At 28.1% G+C, this 18240-nt stretch carries 15 protein-coding genes, 1 tRNA gene and 1 pseudogene; 5 read left to right on the top strand and 12 right to left on the bottom strand.

Translation table 4 applies throughout. The features are described from left to right. From ACMZI9_RS02945 to ychF, 4 genes are all read right to left on the bottom strand, one after another. Nucleotides 1–353, bottom strand: a 353-nt coding sequence (locus ACMZI9_RS02945; protein WP_416099235.1) for a transposase, incomplete at its 3' end; no start/stop codon positions are given. After that, nucleotides 310–573, bottom strand: a complete 264-nt coding sequence (locus ACMZI9_RS02940; protein ID WP_323176618.1) for a hypothetical protein — start codon at nt 571–573, stop codon at nt 310–312. The genes ACMZI9_RS02945 and ACMZI9_RS02940, both read right to left, overlap by 44 nt. Nucleotides 574–714: 141 nt before the next feature. Next, nucleotides 715–788, bottom strand: a tRNA-Trp gene (locus ACMZI9_RS02935). Nucleotides 789–825: 37 nt separating this feature from the next. Further along, the gene (gene ychF, locus ACMZI9_RS02930) at nt 826–1923 is read right to left on the bottom strand and encodes a redox-regulated ATPase YchF (RefSeq protein WP_323176617.1); all 1098 of its coding nucleotides are present in this window, start codon (nt 1921–1923) and stop codon (nt 826–828) included. 108 nt (nt 1924–2031) lie between these two features. On the opposite strand from ychF, the gene ACMZI9_RS02925 reads away from it, so the two are divergent. Genes ACMZI9_RS02925 through aspS form a run of 3 tightly spaced genes read left to right on the top strand, consistent with a single transcriptional unit; the run spans nt 2032 to nt 6782 of the window. Beyond that, a complete protein-coding gene (locus ACMZI9_RS02925; protein WP_323176616.1) occupies nt 2032–3687 on the top strand; it encodes an MAG5620 family putative phospho-sugar mutase in 1656 nt (551 codons plus the stop codon). 25 nt (nt 3688–3712) lie between these two features. After that, nucleotides 3713–5074 (top strand): histidine--tRNA ligase, encoded by a 1362-nt coding sequence (gene hisS / locus ACMZI9_RS02920; RefSeq protein ID WP_416099234.1) that lies wholly within the window; start codon nt 3713–3715, stop codon nt 5072–5074. A gap of 1 nt (nt 5075) precedes the next feature. Further along, entirely contained in the window at nt 5076–6782 is a 1707-nt protein-coding gene (gene aspS / locus ACMZI9_RS02915; RefSeq protein ID WP_323176614.1) for an aspartate--tRNA ligase, read from the top strand. Between the two features lie 51 nt (nt 6783–6833). On the opposite strand, the gene ACMZI9_RS02910 is transcribed toward aspS, so the two are convergent. The 7 genes from ACMZI9_RS02910 to gltX all read right to left on the bottom strand — a co-directional run bounded on the left by ACMZI9_RS02910 (nt 6834) and on the right by gltX (nt 13571). Beyond that, nucleotides 6834–7340, bottom strand: coding sequence for an adenine phosphoribosyltransferase (locus ACMZI9_RS02910; RefSeq protein WP_323176613.1), 507 nt, complete (start codon nt 7338–7340; stop codon nt 6834–6836). Nucleotides 7341–7348: 8 nt separating this feature from the next. Further along, nucleotides 7349–9154, bottom strand: a complete 1806-nt coding sequence (gene infB, locus ACMZI9_RS02905; protein WP_323176612.1) for a translation initiation factor IF-2 — start codon at nt 9152–9154, stop codon at nt 7349–7351. After that, complete coding sequence (locus ACMZI9_RS02900) at nt 9147–9425, bottom strand: YlxR family protein (protein WP_257089457.1); 279 nt, start codon at nt 9423–9425, stop codon at nt 9147–9149. Before ACMZI9_RS02900 ends, infB begins: the two co-directional genes overlap by 8 nt. Continuing rightward, nucleotides 9412–11136: a NusA N-terminal domain-containing protein gene (locus ACMZI9_RS02895; protein WP_323176611.1), complete on the bottom strand. Its 1725-nt coding sequence runs from the start codon at nt 11134–11136 to the stop codon at nt 9412–9414. The genes ACMZI9_RS02900 and ACMZI9_RS02895 overlap by 14 nt, the downstream gene beginning before the upstream one ends. Nucleotides 11137–11156: 20 nt before the next feature. Beyond that, on the bottom strand, nt 11157–11588 hold the full coding sequence (locus tag ACMZI9_RS02890; protein WP_323176610.1) for a hypothetical protein: 432 nt from the start codon (nt 11586–11588) through the stop codon (nt 11157–11159). 167 nt (nt 11589–11755) lie between these two features. Then, nucleotides 11756–12163, bottom strand: a complete 408-nt coding sequence (locus tag ACMZI9_RS02885) for a hypothetical protein (RefSeq protein ID WP_323176609.1) — start codon at nt 12161–12163, stop codon at nt 11756–11758. Continuing rightward, a complete protein-coding gene (gltX, locus tag ACMZI9_RS02880; protein ID WP_416099233.1) occupies nt 12153–13571 on the bottom strand; it encodes a glutamate--tRNA ligase in 1419 nt (472 codons plus the stop codon). Before gltX ends, ACMZI9_RS02885 begins: the two co-directional genes overlap by 11 nt. A gap of 229 nt (nt 13572–13800) precedes the next feature. On the opposite strand from gltX, the gene ACMZI9_RS02875 reads away from it, so the two are divergent. Beyond that, nucleotides 13801–14928, top strand: coding sequence for a LacI family DNA-binding transcriptional regulator (locus ACMZI9_RS02875; protein ID WP_416099232.1), 1128 nt, complete (start codon nt 13801–13803; stop codon nt 14926–14928). 214 nt (nt 14929–15142) lie between these two features. After that, a pseudogene (locus ACMZI9_RS02870) lies at nt 15143–16686 on the top strand (IS1634 family transposase). A gap of 216 nt (nt 16687–16902) precedes the next feature. Here the strand turns inward: ACMZI9_RS02870 and ACMZI9_RS02865 are convergent. Then, nucleotides 16903–18093: a variable surface lipoprotein gene (locus ACMZI9_RS02865; protein WP_416099231.1), complete on the bottom strand. Its 1191-nt coding sequence runs from the start codon at nt 18091–18093 to the stop codon at nt 16903–16905. Between the last annotated feature and the right edge of the window lie 147 nt (nt 18094–18240).

The raw sequence follows: 18240 nt of genomic DNA, 5'->3' as shown, positions 1-18240 counted from the left end.
TGAGGTGTTTTTCAATTTAACACAGATTGAAATCTTTCATTGTTATATCATTCAATGTAATCTTTGATAATGTTTTTGAGTTTATTAAAGCAAATTGTTTTGTAATTTACAAAGTTTAAACACTCAGATTTGATGTTTGAAAAGAAATATTCAACTTCCCTATTATTTAATGAATTTCCGACTCTACCCATAGATACAGTTCCATTGTTTTTTGCGACTACATCAAGATATTTAGATGATGAATATTGAAATCCGTGATCTGAAAGAAGAATTCAAGGTTTTTTAAAATTGATATCCTTGATGTGTGAACTAACCAAATCTGTATCATTTCTTCTTGATAAGTTTCAATTCAAAATTTTGTTTGTTTTTATGATGTATCGCAACTGAAAGATAAACGCGATTTTCATTTATATCATTTGGTGCTTTTATATATGAAACATCTGTTGCAATAATATTATTTGCAATTCCATTGTAATCTCTATTTACAAAATCTTTAACTTTAACATTTGTAATCTTGATTTCTCTGACTTTACGTTTTGACCTAACTACAGAAATTAGATTTAATTTGTTCATTATTCTTCCTAATGTTCTGTAATTTATGTCTATTTTATAAAGTGAAAATAGCTAAAAATATTCTTAAATTTTTCTATTAAAATAAATATCAAAAATAAAAAAATCTGGTACCTCGAAAACACCAGAAAATTTATTTGAAATTGGCAGGGGTTAAAGGAATCGAACCCTTACTTTCAGTTTTGGAGACTGCAGCACTACCACTATACTAAACCCCCTCATATAATCATCACCTAAAATGATGATTTTTTATTATTATTTCCCGAATTTAAAGTGACAAACGTCACCATCTTTCATAATGTAGTTTTTACCTTCAGAACGCATTTTACCAGCGTTTTTAGCACCTAATTCACCATTGTGTTCGATGTAATCTTCGTATGCAATAACATCTGCTTTAATGAATTTTTTCTCAAAGTCTGTATGAATAATTCCGGCACATTTAGGAGCTGCTCAACCTTTATGATAAACTCAAGCTCTTGCTTCGATTTTACCTGCTGTAAAGTATGTTTCTAAATTAAGAAGATCAAATGATTCTCTTGTTAAAACATCTAGACCACTACGTTCTACACCATACATTGAGAGCATTTCATTTTTTTCTTCATCTGATAAATCAACTAACTCAGATTCTAATTGAACTGAAATTGGAATGATTTTTTCATTTGGTTTTAATGAATTTTTAAGCTCATTATAAAGTTTATCATCTTTGTAATTTGCATATTGTTCTGTACCTAAGTTAGCTACATAAATTATTGATTTTAATGTGAGCAAATGATAACCTTTAACAGCTTTTAATTCATTTTCATCAAGTTCAACATCACGAGCTGGTATTGATTGAAGCAATGCATCTTTAACTTTATTAGCAGCATTAAACTCAATTAAACCATCTTTATCACCTGATTTAGCTTTTTTAGTAACTCTGTTAATTACGTTGTTAATTGTTTCTAAGTCAGCTAACATTAACTCATAGTTAATAACATCTTTGTCTCTTACAGGATTTACTGAATTAGCTACGTGCAAGATGTTTTTGTCCTCAAAACATCTAACAACGTGAATAATTGCATCAACTTCTCTAATGTTTGATAAGAATTTATTTCCTAATCCTTCACCTTTTGATGCACCTTCAACAAGTCCGGCTATGTCAACAAAATCAAATGTAGCTCAAACAATTTTATCTGGTTTGATAATGTCTGCAATTTTTTGTAATCTTGGATCAATTAAAGGAACTGATGAAATGTTAGGTTCAATAGTTGTGAAAGCGTAGTTAGATGATTCAACTTGCTTTTTAGTAATCGCACTAAATAATGTACTTTTACCTACGTTCGGAAGACCTACAATACCTGCTTTTAGTGACATAAATAAACTCCTTTTTAATCAATAATTATGTTTTTAATTTTACTCTAAATGCTTGAAAAGTAATTTTTTAATTTGATAAAATTAAAATAAATTTTAAGAAAGGTGAAAATGAATCAAATTAACAATAAAATCACACATTGATTTAATTTCTATAAATCAAAAGAACTAATAAACTCAGACATTAATGAATTTGTTAGAAAGGTTGATAATCAGTTTCCAAATGGTGAATTTTACACAAGAGCAAAATCAACTGTTTATGGAATTGAATTTGATACACAAAATCAACTTGGTTACAACAATTTAAACCCTTATACATTGCTTAATTTGATTTCACTTTTTGATAAATCACTTCCTAGAAAGTCAATTTTTAATAGAAGAAGAAAAGTTTTAGTTGCATTAAAAAACAAAGTTAATATTAATTCAAAACTTCAAGATTTATTAATTAGATTTTTAAATGATAAAAAGTACCACGTTTATACTTTTAATATTGATAAACTAAATGATTTTTTTATTAATACAACTGTAAACAATATGGATTTAGATTATTCAGTTTATTTAGATTACAAAGAAACTAATAATAAGTTTTATTTAAAAATTTACAACAAAAATAAATTAATTTCACTTGAAGAACAAGATAAGTTAATTAATGAGCTTTATGAAGTTAAAGATCACATATTTGTTTCTGATTCAAATTATTCAATTGTTTTAAACTCAGACAAAGTTATTGACTCAGCTTATGAAAACTTCTTAAAATCAGTTAAATCTGAATTTGATTTTAGTTCAAACAACAAATTGGTTGTTTATACACTTATTAGCGACAATTTATCAAACTACATTATTAATAGATTTTTATCAAATTTAAATGTTAAGGTTTCAAAATTGAACCCAACACTTAACAAAGATTTAAAAAATAAAAATTCAACTTTTTCTATTGTTAAATGAGCTCTATCAACTAATTACAACGCTAACTTAATTATTGTTATGGATCAACATAATGATATTAAGTTATTTGCTAGAGTTAAAAATAGCTTTGTTGAATTAAATAATGACCAAATCGCTTATCTTTTCATTTCAAATCAATATTTAAAATGAAAAGAAACTAAGTTAACTGATAAACCAAATATTTTTATTCCACTAGATGCTTCAGAGTTAATTATCAACTTACTTAATACTTTTAAAATTCCTTATGAATTTGAAAATAAAATGGATGACCCAAACAACATTTTATTTGCATACAATTCAAATTCATTTTCAAATGATATTAATGAACATTTAAGTTTTGAAAATTATGGTTTTCTATTTAACTTCTGTGTGATGTTGCAAGAGTATTTAGAAAACAATAACTTACTTACACTTAAATACAACAAGATGATTGAATCAATGAATAAAACTTACTATGTTTATTCATACATTAACAAAACTGTTCAAGATATGAAAAATGTTTTTGATTATTTAGTCAATAAACCAACCGGCTTTCTTAAAAAATCAAAAATAGATAAGCTCCTATTACTTGATTGAGATAACACAAAACAACATTACATTTTTCAAGTTAAAACAAAAGGTAAAAGATTTTCAACTATTACAAGTGTTTCTTACAAGAAAGCTAAAAAAGAGATTGAAATTAAAACTGAATTTCAATCTCATATGTATAAATTTCATCCATTTTTAGAAACTATATGAGCTAATTTAGTTAAAAACAAAATCAGAAAAAGAATTTTAAAAATTGTTAAACAAATAAACAAGCTGCAAGAGAAAAAAGTATAATTTCCAAATATATTAAGGAGTTACTATGATTACAAAAATTAAAGGAACAAAAGACTATTCACCAGTAGAGTTTTTATTAAAAGATTTTGTAACTGATATGTTCACTGAAACAGTTGCCAAAGCAGGTTATGTTTTAGTGGAAACGCCTATTATGGAACAAGCCACACTTTTCAGACGTTCTGTGGATGATTCAGAAATTGTTAAAAAAGAAATGTATGAATTTAAAGACAAAGGTGACAGAGATATAGCGCTTAGACCTGAGGGGACTGCACCTTTTGTTAGAGCGCTTATTGAACAAAAATGATTAAATGATGGATTTAGTAAATTTGCTTACTATGGACCAATGTTCAGATATGAACAACCTCAAAAAGGTAGATACAGACAGTTCTATCAAGCTGGTGTTGAATTTGTAGGTGAAAAAGCTTATACAAAGGATGTGGAAGTTATTTTATTAGCTGCACACATTTTAGATAACTTAATGGTTGATTGAGAATTAAAAATCAACACAATTGGTGATGAATTAAGTAGAAAACAATATGAAGAAGCTTTATATAACTACTTATTACCTTACAAATCTGAGTTAAGTGAAATTTCACAAGAAAGATTAGAAAGCAAAAAAGTTTTAAGAATTCTTGATGATAAAGAAGATTCGCAAAAACCTTTTATTAAAAATGCGCTTAAAATTGCTGATTATTTATCAGATGAATCAAAAGAATACTTTGTAAAAGTTACTACAGCACTTGATGCAGCAAATATTGAATACAAAGTTTCTAATGAATTAGTTAGAGGGCTTGATTACTATGATGAAACTGTATTTGAATTTGTAACAACAGGTAAAGGTTCAACAAGTGGGCTTACATTAATTGGTGGTGGAAGATATTCAAACTTAATAGCTCAATTAGGTGGAGATAATATTTCAAGTGTTGGTTTTGGAATGGGAATTGATCGTGTTGTTGATGATATAAGAGAAAATGCGATGGAAATTTTAAAACCAGATACAGAATTAAGACACGCTGATGTTTATATTGCAATGACAAATGATGAAGATAATATTGCTTTTGGTACTATAATGGGACAAAATTATATTGCAACAGCTGGTTTATCAGTTTACACAGAACATTCTTTAATTAAAAATAAAAAGTTATTTGAAAAAGCAGCAAAGAGAACTGCTGACTTCTTAGTTTATGATGACAAAATGATTAATCCTAACTTATTAATCATTAGAGATATGGTTACAGGAGAAAAAGTTACATTCTCAAAAAATGAAGAGGGTATCATTTCTGCACTTAACTTTATTTTAGAAAATAGCGATGAACACATCACAATCAGTGACTCTAAATTAGTTGATGTTACACTTCTTATTGAAGAATTAGAAGAAGGAAAATAATATGAAAAAAACAATTAAAAATAATCAATTAAGATTAGAAAATGTTGGGCAAGTTGTTACTTTATACGGGTGAGTAGCTAACAAACGTAGATTTGGTGAATTAAACTTCGTTGACTTACGTGACAAATTTGGAATTACACAATTAGTATTTAAAACACCTATTTCATTCACAAAAGAATCTGTTTTAGAAGTAACCGGAACAGTTTGTGAAAGAAAAGATAGAAATCCTGACTTACCTACAGGAGATATTGAAATTTTAGTTGATGAATACAAAGTTTTATCATCATCTAAAGAACAATTGCCATTCCAAATTAGAGATGACATTGAAGTTAAGGAAGAATTAAGACTTGAATATAAATTCTTAGACTTACGTAGAAATGTGATGCAAAATAACATTAAATTACGTAATGATGTAATTTTTGCAATTAGAGAATACTTACAATCTCAAGAATTCACAGAAATCGAAACACCAATTTTATCTAAAGCAACACCAGAGGGCGCTAGAGACTTTTTAGTCCCTACACGTAATAAAGAAAATGCATTTTATGCACTTCCACAAAGTCCTCAATTATTCAAACAATTATTAATGATTTCAGGATTTGAAAAATACTACCAAATAGCAAGATGCTTCAGAGATGAAGACTCACGTAAAGATAGACAGCCTGAATTCACACAATTAGATATCGAGGTAAGTTTTATGGACGTTCCTAGCTTCCAATCATACATTGAAGGTTTATTCAAACACTTTATGAAAAAAGTTATGAACGTTGATATCAAAATTCCTTTTGATAGAGTAAGATTTGATGACTGCATTAGAGATTATGGAACAGACAAACCTGACTTTAGATTTGAAAACAAAATTGTTGATATTCCTGAATTTGCTAAAAATAGTGATTTCAGCATCGTAACATCAGCTCCTTCAATTAGATTACTTCATTTTGTAGAGAAAATTAACAAAAAAGAATACAAGAAACTTGAAGAAATAGCTAAGAAAAACAAAGTTAAAGCATTATTCTACTTGGTCGTTAATGAAAATAAACAATTAGTCGAAACAAACTTTGCCCAAAAATTAAATCCGGCAGATGTCCAAGAATTAATTTCACAATTTGGTGAAGGAACATACTTGATTTGTGCTGATAAATTCGAAAATGCTTCACAAGCTTTAGGAGCATTAAGAGTTGAACTTAATTCTTGATATGGATGAGCTAGAGATGAATATAACTTCAAATGAATTATTGACTGACCTATGTTCGAACATGATGAAGAAACAGGAAAATGAGCAGCAGCTCACCATCCATTCACTCAATTCGATAATCCATTAGAAGATTTAGATAAATTACCTAAAGAAAAAATTAGAGCAAAAAGTTATGACTTAGTTCTTAACGGGTTTGAATTAGGTTCAGGTTCAGCTAGAATTTATGATGAAGAAGTTCAAACTAAAATGTTTGAAATGATCAATCTATCAAAAGAAGAGCAACAAAACAAATTCGGATTTTTCTTAAAAGCTTTTGAATATGGAGTCCCACCACACTGTGGTATTGGTCTTGGAATCGATAGATTGATTATGATTTTAGCTAACCAAAAAACTATTAGAGATGTTATTGCGTTCCCTAAAAATTCAAAAAATGAAGACCTTATGACCCAAGCTCCTTCAAGTGTTGATTCAGAGCAATTAACAGAATTATTCCTTGAAGTCAAGTCTAAATAGTGATGTAAAAAAATACTAGATTTCGTAAGTCTAGTATTTTTATTTTGCAATTTATAGAATTGATTTTACATCAATTAGTTTACTGATTTTCTTGTATCCATCAAGTTCATCTAAGACCATTAAAACAACATTAGCTATAACTTTTACACCTTGAGATTGAAGTAAATCAATAATAGCTTTTGTCGTTCCACCAGTTGCTAAAACATCATCAATAATGATTGCCTTTTGACCTGGCTTTAGAATTTTATCTTGAATTTCTAAAGTGTTATCACCATATTCTAAGTCATACTTTTGAGAAATTGTAGGACCTGGTAGTTTACCTTTCTTTCTAACCATTACAAATGGTTTATTAAGTTTATAAGCAACAGGAGTTCCGAAGATAAAACCTCTTGCATCAGGTGCTACAATGATGTCTGCTTCTTTGCATAATTGTGCCATTTTGTCTATGACATAGGTAAATGCATCAGGATTAGCTAATAGTGGTGCTATATCTTTGAATACGATTCCTTGTTTAGGGAAATTAGGAATATCAGTAATTAAATTTCTAAGATTTTTCATAATAATTATTAGTTAACTCTTACATCTTCGTAGAATTCAAGGACATCATCTGCTTCAATATCATTAAATCCTTTGATGTGTGTTCCAAAGTTTTTACCTTTAAGAACTTCTTTAACGTCATTTTTCTCACGTTTAAGTGAGTCAATAACACCTTCGTGAATAAGTTTTCCTTTACGGTAAACTTTAACTTTACAGTTAGATCTGACAACACCTTCATCTAACATTGTACCAGCGATGTTTCCAACTTTTGAGTAGAAGAAAATTTGAATAATGTGACCTTCTCCAATTTTTTGTTCTTCATAGATGGGTGCTTTTTCTCCATCGAGCATACCTTGAACATCTTCGATAATTTTGTAAATAACATCGTGAGAAATAACAGTAACGTTTGATGCAGCTGCATTTTGTTTAATATTTTGTGAAACTCTCAAGTTAAATACGAAAATAACTGCATTTGACGCTTTAGCTAAAAGTAAGTCTGTATCATTAACGTTTCCAACTGCTGCTGAGATAACTTTAACAATAGCATCTTCATTTTCTAAACCATCAATTTGATCTTTTATAGCTTGAGAAGTACCGTAAACGTCTGATTTAATAATAACGTTGATAATTTTTTTACCATCAATATTTTGATCTGTAATAGTTTTTGAGTGAAGTAAATCCATACGATCGGCTGTAGCCTTTTCTTGAGCTAATTTCTTAGCGAATTTTTCATCATTGAATCCAACAAATTTATCCCCAGCATCAGGTGCATAGTTAAGACCTGAAATAATTGCCGGTGCTCCCGGTTCGACTGCTTCAATTTGCTTTCCATTAGAATCAGTAATCATTCTAACTCTTCCGTATTTTGAACCAGCGATTAAGAAGTCTCCTTTGTGTAACGTTCCTGTTTCAACAATAATTGTAGAAACAACTCCAACTCCTTTATCAACACGTGATTCGATAATTGTTCCCATTGGATATCTTTTTGGGTTTGCTTTTAAGTCTAAAATTTCGCTTAATAACATAATAGCATCAAATAATTCTGTAAGTCCTTCACCTTTAAGTGCTGAACCATAAACGATTTGAACATCTCCACCATATTCTTCAATAAGAACATCGTTTTCAGCTAATTCACCTTTAATTCTGTCAAGGTCTTTGTTAGGTTTATCCATTTTGTTAACAAAAACAATCATTGGAACATTTGCTGCTTTAGCGTGCTCAATAGCTTCTTTTGTTTGAGGCATAACCCCATCATCAGCTGCAACAACTAAAACAACAATATCAGTAACTTTAGCACCTCTAGCACGCATTTGTGTGAATGCTTGGTGTCCAGGTGTATCTAAGAAAGTGATTTTTTGACCTTTGTGACTAATTTGGTAAGCACCTGTATGTTGTGTAATTCCACTGCTTTCTGTTGAAACGATGTTTGAGTTTCTAATTTTGTCAATTAACGTAGTTTTACCGTGGTCAACGTGCCCCATAACAGTGATGATTGGAGATCTTTTAACTAAATCTTTTGGATCATCTTTAAATTGAACTTCATCAAGGAAGTTTGAACCATTAATGTTTGTTTCTTTTCTGAAGTCATATCCATATTCAATTGCCATTTCAGCAATTTGCTCTTCATCTAAAAGTGTGTTAAGGTTGTACATTTTACCTTGCATAAAGAATTTTTTGATAATTTCTGTAGCAGGTACTCCGATTTTTTGTGCAAAATCAGCAATTGACATTTTTTCAGTGAAAATAAATACACCATCTTTTAATTCAGTTTTTGTTGTTTGCAATTGCTCTTTAATTTCATTTACGTTCGAAATTCTGTTTTGTTTTTTAGCCATATAACACCTCCTTAAGTTCATTTTCTAATGAATCATATTGTTCATCAGATATGTTAGTTTTATATGTTCTATTTAAAGCTTTTGTTTTTCTTATTTTTTGTCAGTTTTCTAAACTTGCAACAAAATAAGCTCCTCTATGTTTTTTGTTTTTATGTAAGTCTAAAACTAATAAATTATTTTCTTTATCGTAACTGAATCTAGTGAGTTCATCAACTGGTAAAACTTGATTTGTCGCAATACACTTACGAAAAACTGTTTTAATCTCAGTCATCTGAATTTAAGTCATCTAAATCAAGTTTTACGTTTGATAATCCATAGTTTGTAAGGTCATCATCCACTTTAAAGTCTTTAAGTTGATTTTTAGTTCTCTTAAATTCATTAAGCATTTTTCTGTTTTTCTCTTCTTTTTTAGCGTTTTCAGCTTCTTCATCAAGAGTTTCATCTTCAACTTCATCTGTGAATTCGTCATTGTATTTGTCGATTTCATCAACGAAACTGTATTCATCTAATGAGTTAAGAAGTTTTTCGATGTTTGAAGATTCTTCTTCAAAAATATTGTTAATTTCTTCTGTTTTATTTTTCTTAGTTTTAACTTCGCTAGTTGCAGGTTTTTTAGCTTCTTCTGCTTTTTGCTTTGGTTCTTCCACAACTGTTTCTGTTTCTAATTCTGTGTAAATATTGTTATTAAAGTCTTCGAATAATGAGTCTGTATCAATGTACATATCAATGTTTTTAAGCATTGAGTTTGTTTTTGATTGTTTTTTACTTGCATTTACTTTTGGTTGAGTTGTGTTGAAGTAGTGCACATCGTGAACATAATCATTTTTGAATTTAATTCCTTTTACAAGTGCTTCTTCAGTTGTTAATACTTCAATTCTTGTTCCTGTTAATTTAGAAGCAAGTTCAATGTTAATTCCTTGTTTTCCGATAACAACTGTTGCATCGCTTGGTTTAACAATTGCATAAACTTTTCTTCTTTCTTCATCAGCTCATTTAATATCAACTGCTTTACCAGGAGCAATAGCATTTTTAACATATTCAAGTGTGTCTGGTGAGTAAACAATAACGTCAATTTTTTCACCATCTAATTCAGTAACAACTGATTGAATTCTTGAAGCAAATTGTCCGGTAATTGAACCGACTAAATTAATTTGATCACTATCTTGATCTTTAAGTGCAAATGAAACTTTAGATCTTTCTCCAGGTACTCTTTGAATGTCTTTAATAACAATTTCACCTGATTTGATTTCTGGAATTTCGTTTCTTAAGATTTCAACTAATTCTTCTGTTGAGTTTAATGAAACTGTAACAATGCTTAATCTTGATTCAGGATTAATTGAATCAACATAAACCATAATTTTTTGACCTAAGTTTAATTTTAAGTTCTTAGGCTTTTTAGCCCCAGGTAAGAAAGCTGTTTGTTTATCTTCTAACATAACATTGTATGAGTTGTTAGATAAGTGTTTTAAAACAACTGCAGGAACTTTTTGTCCAATCATTTTTGAATATTTTTCAACAACTTTTGATTTGTTTGTTAAGTTTAAAGATTGTTTAACACCACTTGTGATTGCTCTTCTTAATTTGTCTGATAATCCAGCAAATTTAAATTGAATTCTAACTACATCATCAACTTGAACATTTGAATCGTTTTTTCTAGCTTCTGAAAGTTGAATTGTGTAGATTTTAGCTAATGCATCATCTTCACTTAAAACTTGAGGTTCATCATCTTCTGAAATTTCTTCATCTTCAATAACTTCACCGTTTAAGTTGAACATATTTACAGCTTTATTATCAAAGTCTACTTCAAATTGAATTTCAGCATTAGGATCAACTTGTTTAGTAATTGCTTTTTGAGTTTCTGATCTAAATAATTCTAAAACTTCTTCAAATGGAGAGTTTAGACCTTCTGCTTGAAGTTCAATATATTTAAATAGTTGTTGACTTTCAACATCAACTTGTGTTTTATTTTTAGCTTTTGCCATAATTTACTCCTTTATTTTTGTTAAAACTTAATATATTCCTCAATTTCGTTTATATTAGAAAGATCTAATTTAATTGTTCTAATTTGGCCTTTTTTATTTCATTTACCCACTATGTGATCTGGTTGAACTTCAGTTAATTTAATTACAAAATTATTTTGTCCTTCAAAACTTTTTTGAGTTTTGACTTCAATATATTTATCAATGTATTGATCTAACATTTCCATTGAAATTTTAAGGTCTGTTCCTTTTGATAATACTGCTAAATTTATATCATCAGTAAATCATTTTTGTGTCTCTAAAAATGCAGAAATTTCTTTTCCAAGTTTGTTAACTTCATCCAAACTTCTATAATCAACCACTACTTCTAGTGTTTTTCCTAAAAGAGGATCGTGTTCCATTTTTGCTGATAAAACTTTAGAAAATTGCTCTTTTAAAATCTTTTCATCAAACATTTTACTCCTATAAAAATGTAAATAGAAAGAGCTGCTTTCGCAACTCCTTTCTCTTACCTCTAAATATAATTAACGTTGTATATAAATAATACCATATTATTTTAATAGTATTTGTTATATGTAGTGATTTTTATGATAGTGCATAAGGCATAAAAGTATTTTTTGTATTATTCATAAAGTTCTAATGTCATATTAATTGATGTTAAAACTTCATCATTTTCGTATGTGAATAAGTCATATTGAAAGTTAAATTCATTAATTGATGTGAAGAAGTTTTTACATACAGTTTTTAAATTAATTTCAAATTTTTTCTGTGTTGAAGGGTCAACTACTGAAATGCTTGCATTACCCTCTTCATTTTTCTTCACACATACAGTTGTTAAGTTTGTATAAATATTAACTTCATTTTCTGAAATGTCAATTCTATTTGTTTCATTGTATTTAGGTTCATTGAATTTAAGTTCAATAACACCATCTTCAGTTTTGTTATATAAATCAAGTTGTGATAAAAATTCAATAACCTGAGGTTCGTCATTTGTAGGAACCTTAATAATTGATTTGAAATTAATTTTCATATTCTTTAAGTCTTTCTGAAATTAATTCTTTTCCAAATAATCAAATGGCTTTTGCTAATTCAGGTCCGTGAGCAATTCCTGTTGCAGCAAGACGAATTGGCATAAATAAGTTTTTACCTTTAACATTTAAATTTGAAGAGGTTAAATTAATTGCTTCTTGGATATTTGCTATTGTAAAGTCATCAGCTGCAAGTTTTTTGAAGTTATTTGTAAATTCTTTAACTGTATTTAATTCAGTTTCATTGAATTCAATTTTTGAGTATTCAGGATTTAAATATGAATTTAAGTGAGTTTTTAATTCTGAAACTGTTACAGAGCTAGCTTTAAATGTGTCAACAAAAATATTTAATCATTCTGAATCTAAATTTGAGTTTCCTAAATTCATTAAGTCAATTAATTTTTGATTGTCTGTATTTTTTAAGTATTGTTTTGAGAATCAATCCATTTTTGAAACATCAAATTTTGAAGGTGACTTAGATAATCTTTGTGGATCAAATTTAGCAATGATTTCTTCTTTGCTCATTAATTCAGATGCATCAGCAGCTGTTCATCCTAATAATGATAAGAAGTTGAAAATACCTTCAGGCATATATCCTTCATTTTTGTAATCTTCAATAAATTGTTTTGTTTCAAGATCACGTTTTGAAAGTTTTTTACCTTCCATATTTGTAATAATTGTCATATGTCCAAATTGTGGTTTTTCTCAATTTAAGTATTCATATAAAACAAGTTGTTTAGGTGTATTTCCGATGTGCTCTTCTCCACGTAAGATGTGTGAAATTTGCATATCGTGGTCATCAACTACTACTGCAAAGTTGTAAGTTGGATACCCATCTGATTTAAAAATAACTCAATCAGCTATTTCATCAGAGTTGAATGAAATTTCACCTCTAACAATATCATCTCAAGCTAAAGTGTGATTTTTAGGCATCACTAAACGGTATGAATATTCACCATTAGCATCTCTTTTTTGTTTTTCTTCGTCAGAAATTTTTAATCAGTTTCTGTCGTATCTAAAACTTGGAATACCTTTAGCATCTGATTCTAATTTTTGAGCTTCCAATTCTTCAGATGAGTCGTAAGCTTTATATGCAAGACCTTTTTGTAAAAGTTCATTTAAAACTTCATTGTATCTATCTAACTTTTGACTTTGTCTGTATTTACCACATTTTGGATTTGGATTTAATGGAGATTCATCTGGAATAATTCCTAATCAAGCCAAGTTATTTAATTGTGATTCTTCACCACCTGGAACATTACGTTTAACATCCGTGTCCTCAAGTCTGAAAACAAAATCACCATCAAAATGTTTAGCAAATAAATAACAAAATAAAGCTGTTCTAGCTCCACCGATGTGTAAGTATCCTGTTGGACTTGGCGCATAACGTGTTCTGATTTTTTTACTCATAGTAAAATAGCTCCTTTTTAGCTGAATATTAAAGTTATAAAATTATAAAACAATATTCTTTCAATGAAAAAACTTAATGAAAAATGCTATTTTCAAACTTTTACCATAGTTCTCTAGGTGTAAAAGTTTTAAAAGCACAAAAAAAGTCTTTGAAATTTTTGTTTTTTTATATAAAATAATTAATTTTAGAATTTCATATAATTTAAATATGAAATCAAATCTAAATTATATGATTAATGATAAATATAAAAAGAGTAAAAGGCAGTTTAGCGAAGAATTAGATCCTAGAATTTTAGAAAACCACCATGAGCAAGCGTTAGAAATATTAGATGACTCAATCGAAGTGAAAATGCCTGGTAGACTTGGTAAAAGAGTTTCGAGAAAACCGATAACATATCAAAAGATTTCAAAACTTACAGGTGTTTCAGTGGCTACAATTAGTCGTTTCTATAATGATGGTTATGTTTCTAAAGATAACAGAAGAAAAATTGAAGAAATTATAAAGGAATATGATTATGTCCCTAATCCAAGAAGTAGAATTAATAAAGTTCAAGTAAGCTCAATTTTTGTTATCTGCCCTCTTTATGGTCAAAGTTATATTCAAAACATTATTTCAGGAATTATTGCTGGTGCATCAAAAAATAATAGAAGAGTTGTTACATTTTACACTGTACCAACAGCTGATGAATATATTGAAACTTTAAAATATCTTTTATTATGAAAACCAAAATCAATCGTTGTATTTCTTAGTGAAGAAAATCTAGAATTATTTGATTTCCTTAAAACTATTAAGGACGTTGCTGTCTTAGTCTATGGGCACAAAGTTGATGGTGTTTCTTGAGTTGTTCCAGATGATAGAGAAGCGTTTTACAAACTTACAAAATCATTTATTAGAAGAGTCCCAAGAGCGAGAAACTCAAACAAAATTATTTTCTTAGAAGACCAAAAGTTATCTGATTATCAAAAATTCCAAAGAATTTCAGGATTCAAAGAAGCTTGTTCAGAATATAGTATAACTTATGTGAGATATCCAATCAGTGCTAAGAAAAATAAAGAAGAAGTTAAAGAAATTATTGCTTTTGCAAATACAAATAATGTTTCAAATATTATTTGTTCGACTCACGATTCGTTTATTTCAATTAACACGTATGCTTCAAAACACTTTAGAATTAGCGACATTGGTTACCAATCGATTTACGATAGTTTAGGTGTTTATGTTGATAAGATTTTCGTGGACTATCCATATATGGGAGTGATAATTGAATCAATGATTACAAAACAACTTTCATCAAAAAATCCACAAACAGCAGTTATTAAACTTAAATTAATTAGTGAATTAAGCGAAAAAACATCTTAATATTTTGGATGCAACATCAAATTGCATCTATTTTTTCCTGCATTTCCCGCTTGCGGTTTTTTATGCTTTTTTTACTCTTACATATTTATAAATAAATATGTAAAAAAATTAGTAATTTACTAGGTTAAGTATGGTTAATAAAGTTATAAAAATAAAAAAAGAAGACAAAAGAAAATGAATATTATGTGTTTCAAATCAAAAATCAGGTAAATATATACAAGTTGGTTATAGAAAGCCTAAAGGTACAGGTTACGAAGTAAGGTTTGCCATCGGTTACGAACATGATTTTGAAAAATATCAAAAAATTCAATTGAAAAAATCAAAATGCTTATTAAAGACATATCGCTATCAAAGCCTAAAGATGAAATTATTAAAATTATTCAAAAAGAGTTAAAAAACAATAAAAATGATCTTGTTGAATATAGCAAAAAGTTTAAAGGATATGAACTTGTTAATTCATTAGTTGACTATTTTGATATTTTCAAAAATTGTAATAAGACAAAATCAGTAAGTTTAAATGAAGTTGTCATGCAATAAATCTACCAAAGATTAAAACAACCATTAAGTGTTTGAACAACTTTTAATAGTTTAAAAAAAGAGCAAGAAAGTGTTTCTTCAAAAAATGCATTTTATAGATCATTAGATTACATTGCTGAAAAATAGAGAACAGATTTTACAGAATATAAATTCTGTTCTTTTAAATGAACATAAAAGAGATGTTGAAATAATGTGATTTGACTCGACAACAACTTATTTTGAAACATTTAGCCGCGAAGGGTTTAAAAAACCAGGTTATTCAAAAGATGGAAAATTTAAAGAAGACCAAATAGTAATTGCATTAGCAACAGATAAGAATGGAATTCCGATTCACTACAAAGTTTTCCCAGGTAACACTGCTGATGCAAACACATTTATTCATTTTGTTTTGGAAGTACAAAAACTTTACAAGATCCAAAATGTCACAATAGTTGCTGATAAAGGGCTGAGCTTCATTATTTCTTTCCGTATGAAAAAAGGAAGCAAACAATTTAAAGAATTTGTTTTAAAACAAGAAGATTATGTTCATTCTGAAACTGGTTTAATGTACAAAACACAAGAAATTTCTTCATTTTACAGAAATGGTAGAAGCAATGGAAAAATTAGAAAAAGAATTATTACTTTCAGCATAAAGAGAGCAAAAAAGATGTTGAAGATAGACAAATTTTAATCAATAATTTCCTTAAAAAAGCCAAAAATGGAAAAGTATCTTATGAAGATATGGCAGTAAACAAGAAATATAAATTCTTTAAACCCGTTAATGAATCAGGCTATTACGAACTAGATACAGAAAAAATAGAACAAGATGAAAAATTTGACGGCTACTATATTTATGAAACAAATTGACTAGACTTAAGACCAAATCAAGTTGTAGATTTATATGCTAAACAATGAAAAGTTGAAGAAAACTTTATAAGCTTAAAAGGCCGTTTAAATCTTATGTCAATGTATTTATCAACTGGAAAACACATCACTGGTTATATATGTCTTTGTTTCTTAAGCTTAGTTTTAATGAAATTTTTAGTTTTCAAAATTAATGATTTAACTGGATTGATTGGTAAAGATAAATTTACAGAAAATAGATTAATTCAGATGATTAATGATGTTATAGAAGTTGAAGAAAAATTTAACCAAAAAATAGTTAAAGTTTTTGATATTAAAGACAAAAGCTTAAATGATTATGAACTAATCAGAAAAGTTTTAGAAATGATTAAAAATTAAAAAAGCAATATCGCTAAAACGGATATTTTACAATTTTTACTACAAAGTGGGAAATGTGGGACATTCCGCTTAGGTGGTTTTTTTAATATTTTGGCACAGTTTTAAGTATTACATAAATGTTTAATCAGGTCAAAAAACTTAATTAAAGTACAACATGTAATATTTAAATAAGCCAAAATAAAAAATCTGTAATTTAATTACAGACTTATTTTGACATTAGTTATTATGTCTTCTGGCAATTTCTATTAACTTCACTTTTATGTCATTCGTGAAATTTAATAATTTAGTTTTAATAATTGGACTAATCAAACTTACTAATTTATTTGTAACATAGCTTTTAACAAAACGGGGTATTACAAAGTTAGATGAAATTGTGCTGAATGTATATTCAATAACCATATCTACAATTTTAGTTGTTAATGATTCAATATCATTTTCGTTGAAATTTAAAATAAATTGAATCTTTAAGGCTTTTAATAATGAAGAAACTACTGAAGAAGCTAAAACTTCATTAATTTTATTTTTTGCTTTTTTAGATCATTGATTATTGGCATTTCTTTCTGTTATTTCATCACTAGATCATGAAGCATCTGCCTTTTTAAGATCAAGTCTTACGTTTTTTGTCTTAATACCACTTGTGGTTTGAAATTTTAATTTAAGTGCTCAATTAATATTATAGTCGGGGTCAATTTCAATAATTTTCAAATCATCGCTTAATTGTGCATTAGCTGTTTGACTAATAAATTCTTTAATTTTGTCAACTGCAGCATTATATTCTGTTAACTTATTTCCTTTTGTAGCATTTTCTAAAGTTAATTTATTTGTAAATGTCGATGTTTTAGCAGCATCGGTTAAAGTTTTAAAATCACGTTTGAATCATTGTTCTGTTGCATAAAAATTATTGAAGAATTTTTGAAATTCACTTTCAAATTCTTTAGCTTCAGCTTCATTAGTAATTTGAATAGGCAATGGTAATTCTCAATTGGTTAAAAAAAGCAAATTATTGTCATCTAAAATAGGTTTAATTAATTCGCGATATTCATCTTTAGTAAGAGTTACACTTGATGGTGTTTGAGGTAAATGAAAAGATCCAATATTAAATTGTGTATTAAATTTTATTTTTTTCACTTCAGAACCTTGTGATTCAAATTCTCTTAGTTTTGTTTCATAAGAATTTAATTGACTTGATGATGTTTTTAAATCTGCAATTCTTGAAATATTAAAATTGTAATCTATTGCAAAAGTATAGTTAACCGGAACAGAAGGTGATGGTTTTGGGTCTTCAGATTTTCCTGAGCCACCAGATGTGGTGCCACTGTTACCACAAGAAAATGAAACTAATGGTAAAGTTGAAACACTTAAAATAGTTCCAAAACTCACAAGAATTTTCTTATTTAATTTTTTCATTTATACTTCCTTTATTGTTTGATTATCTAAACTCATTTTATTCAAAAAAAAAAAAAAAAGAAGTACAAAGTAAACTAGGACAAGAAAAGTAGACAGAAAATAAAAAAAACTGTCTGCTTTTTGTTTACAATAAGAGAAAGGATTTTA

It is taken from the genome of Mycoplasma sp. 4079, assembly GCF_047785185.1.
Classification (GTDB): domain Bacteria; phylum Bacillota_I; class Bacilli_A; order Mycoplasmatales; family Metamycoplasmataceae; genus Mycoplasmopsis.
The sequence above is the reverse complement of the archived record's forward strand: the minus strand, read 5'-3'. Positions and strand labels throughout refer to the sequence as shown.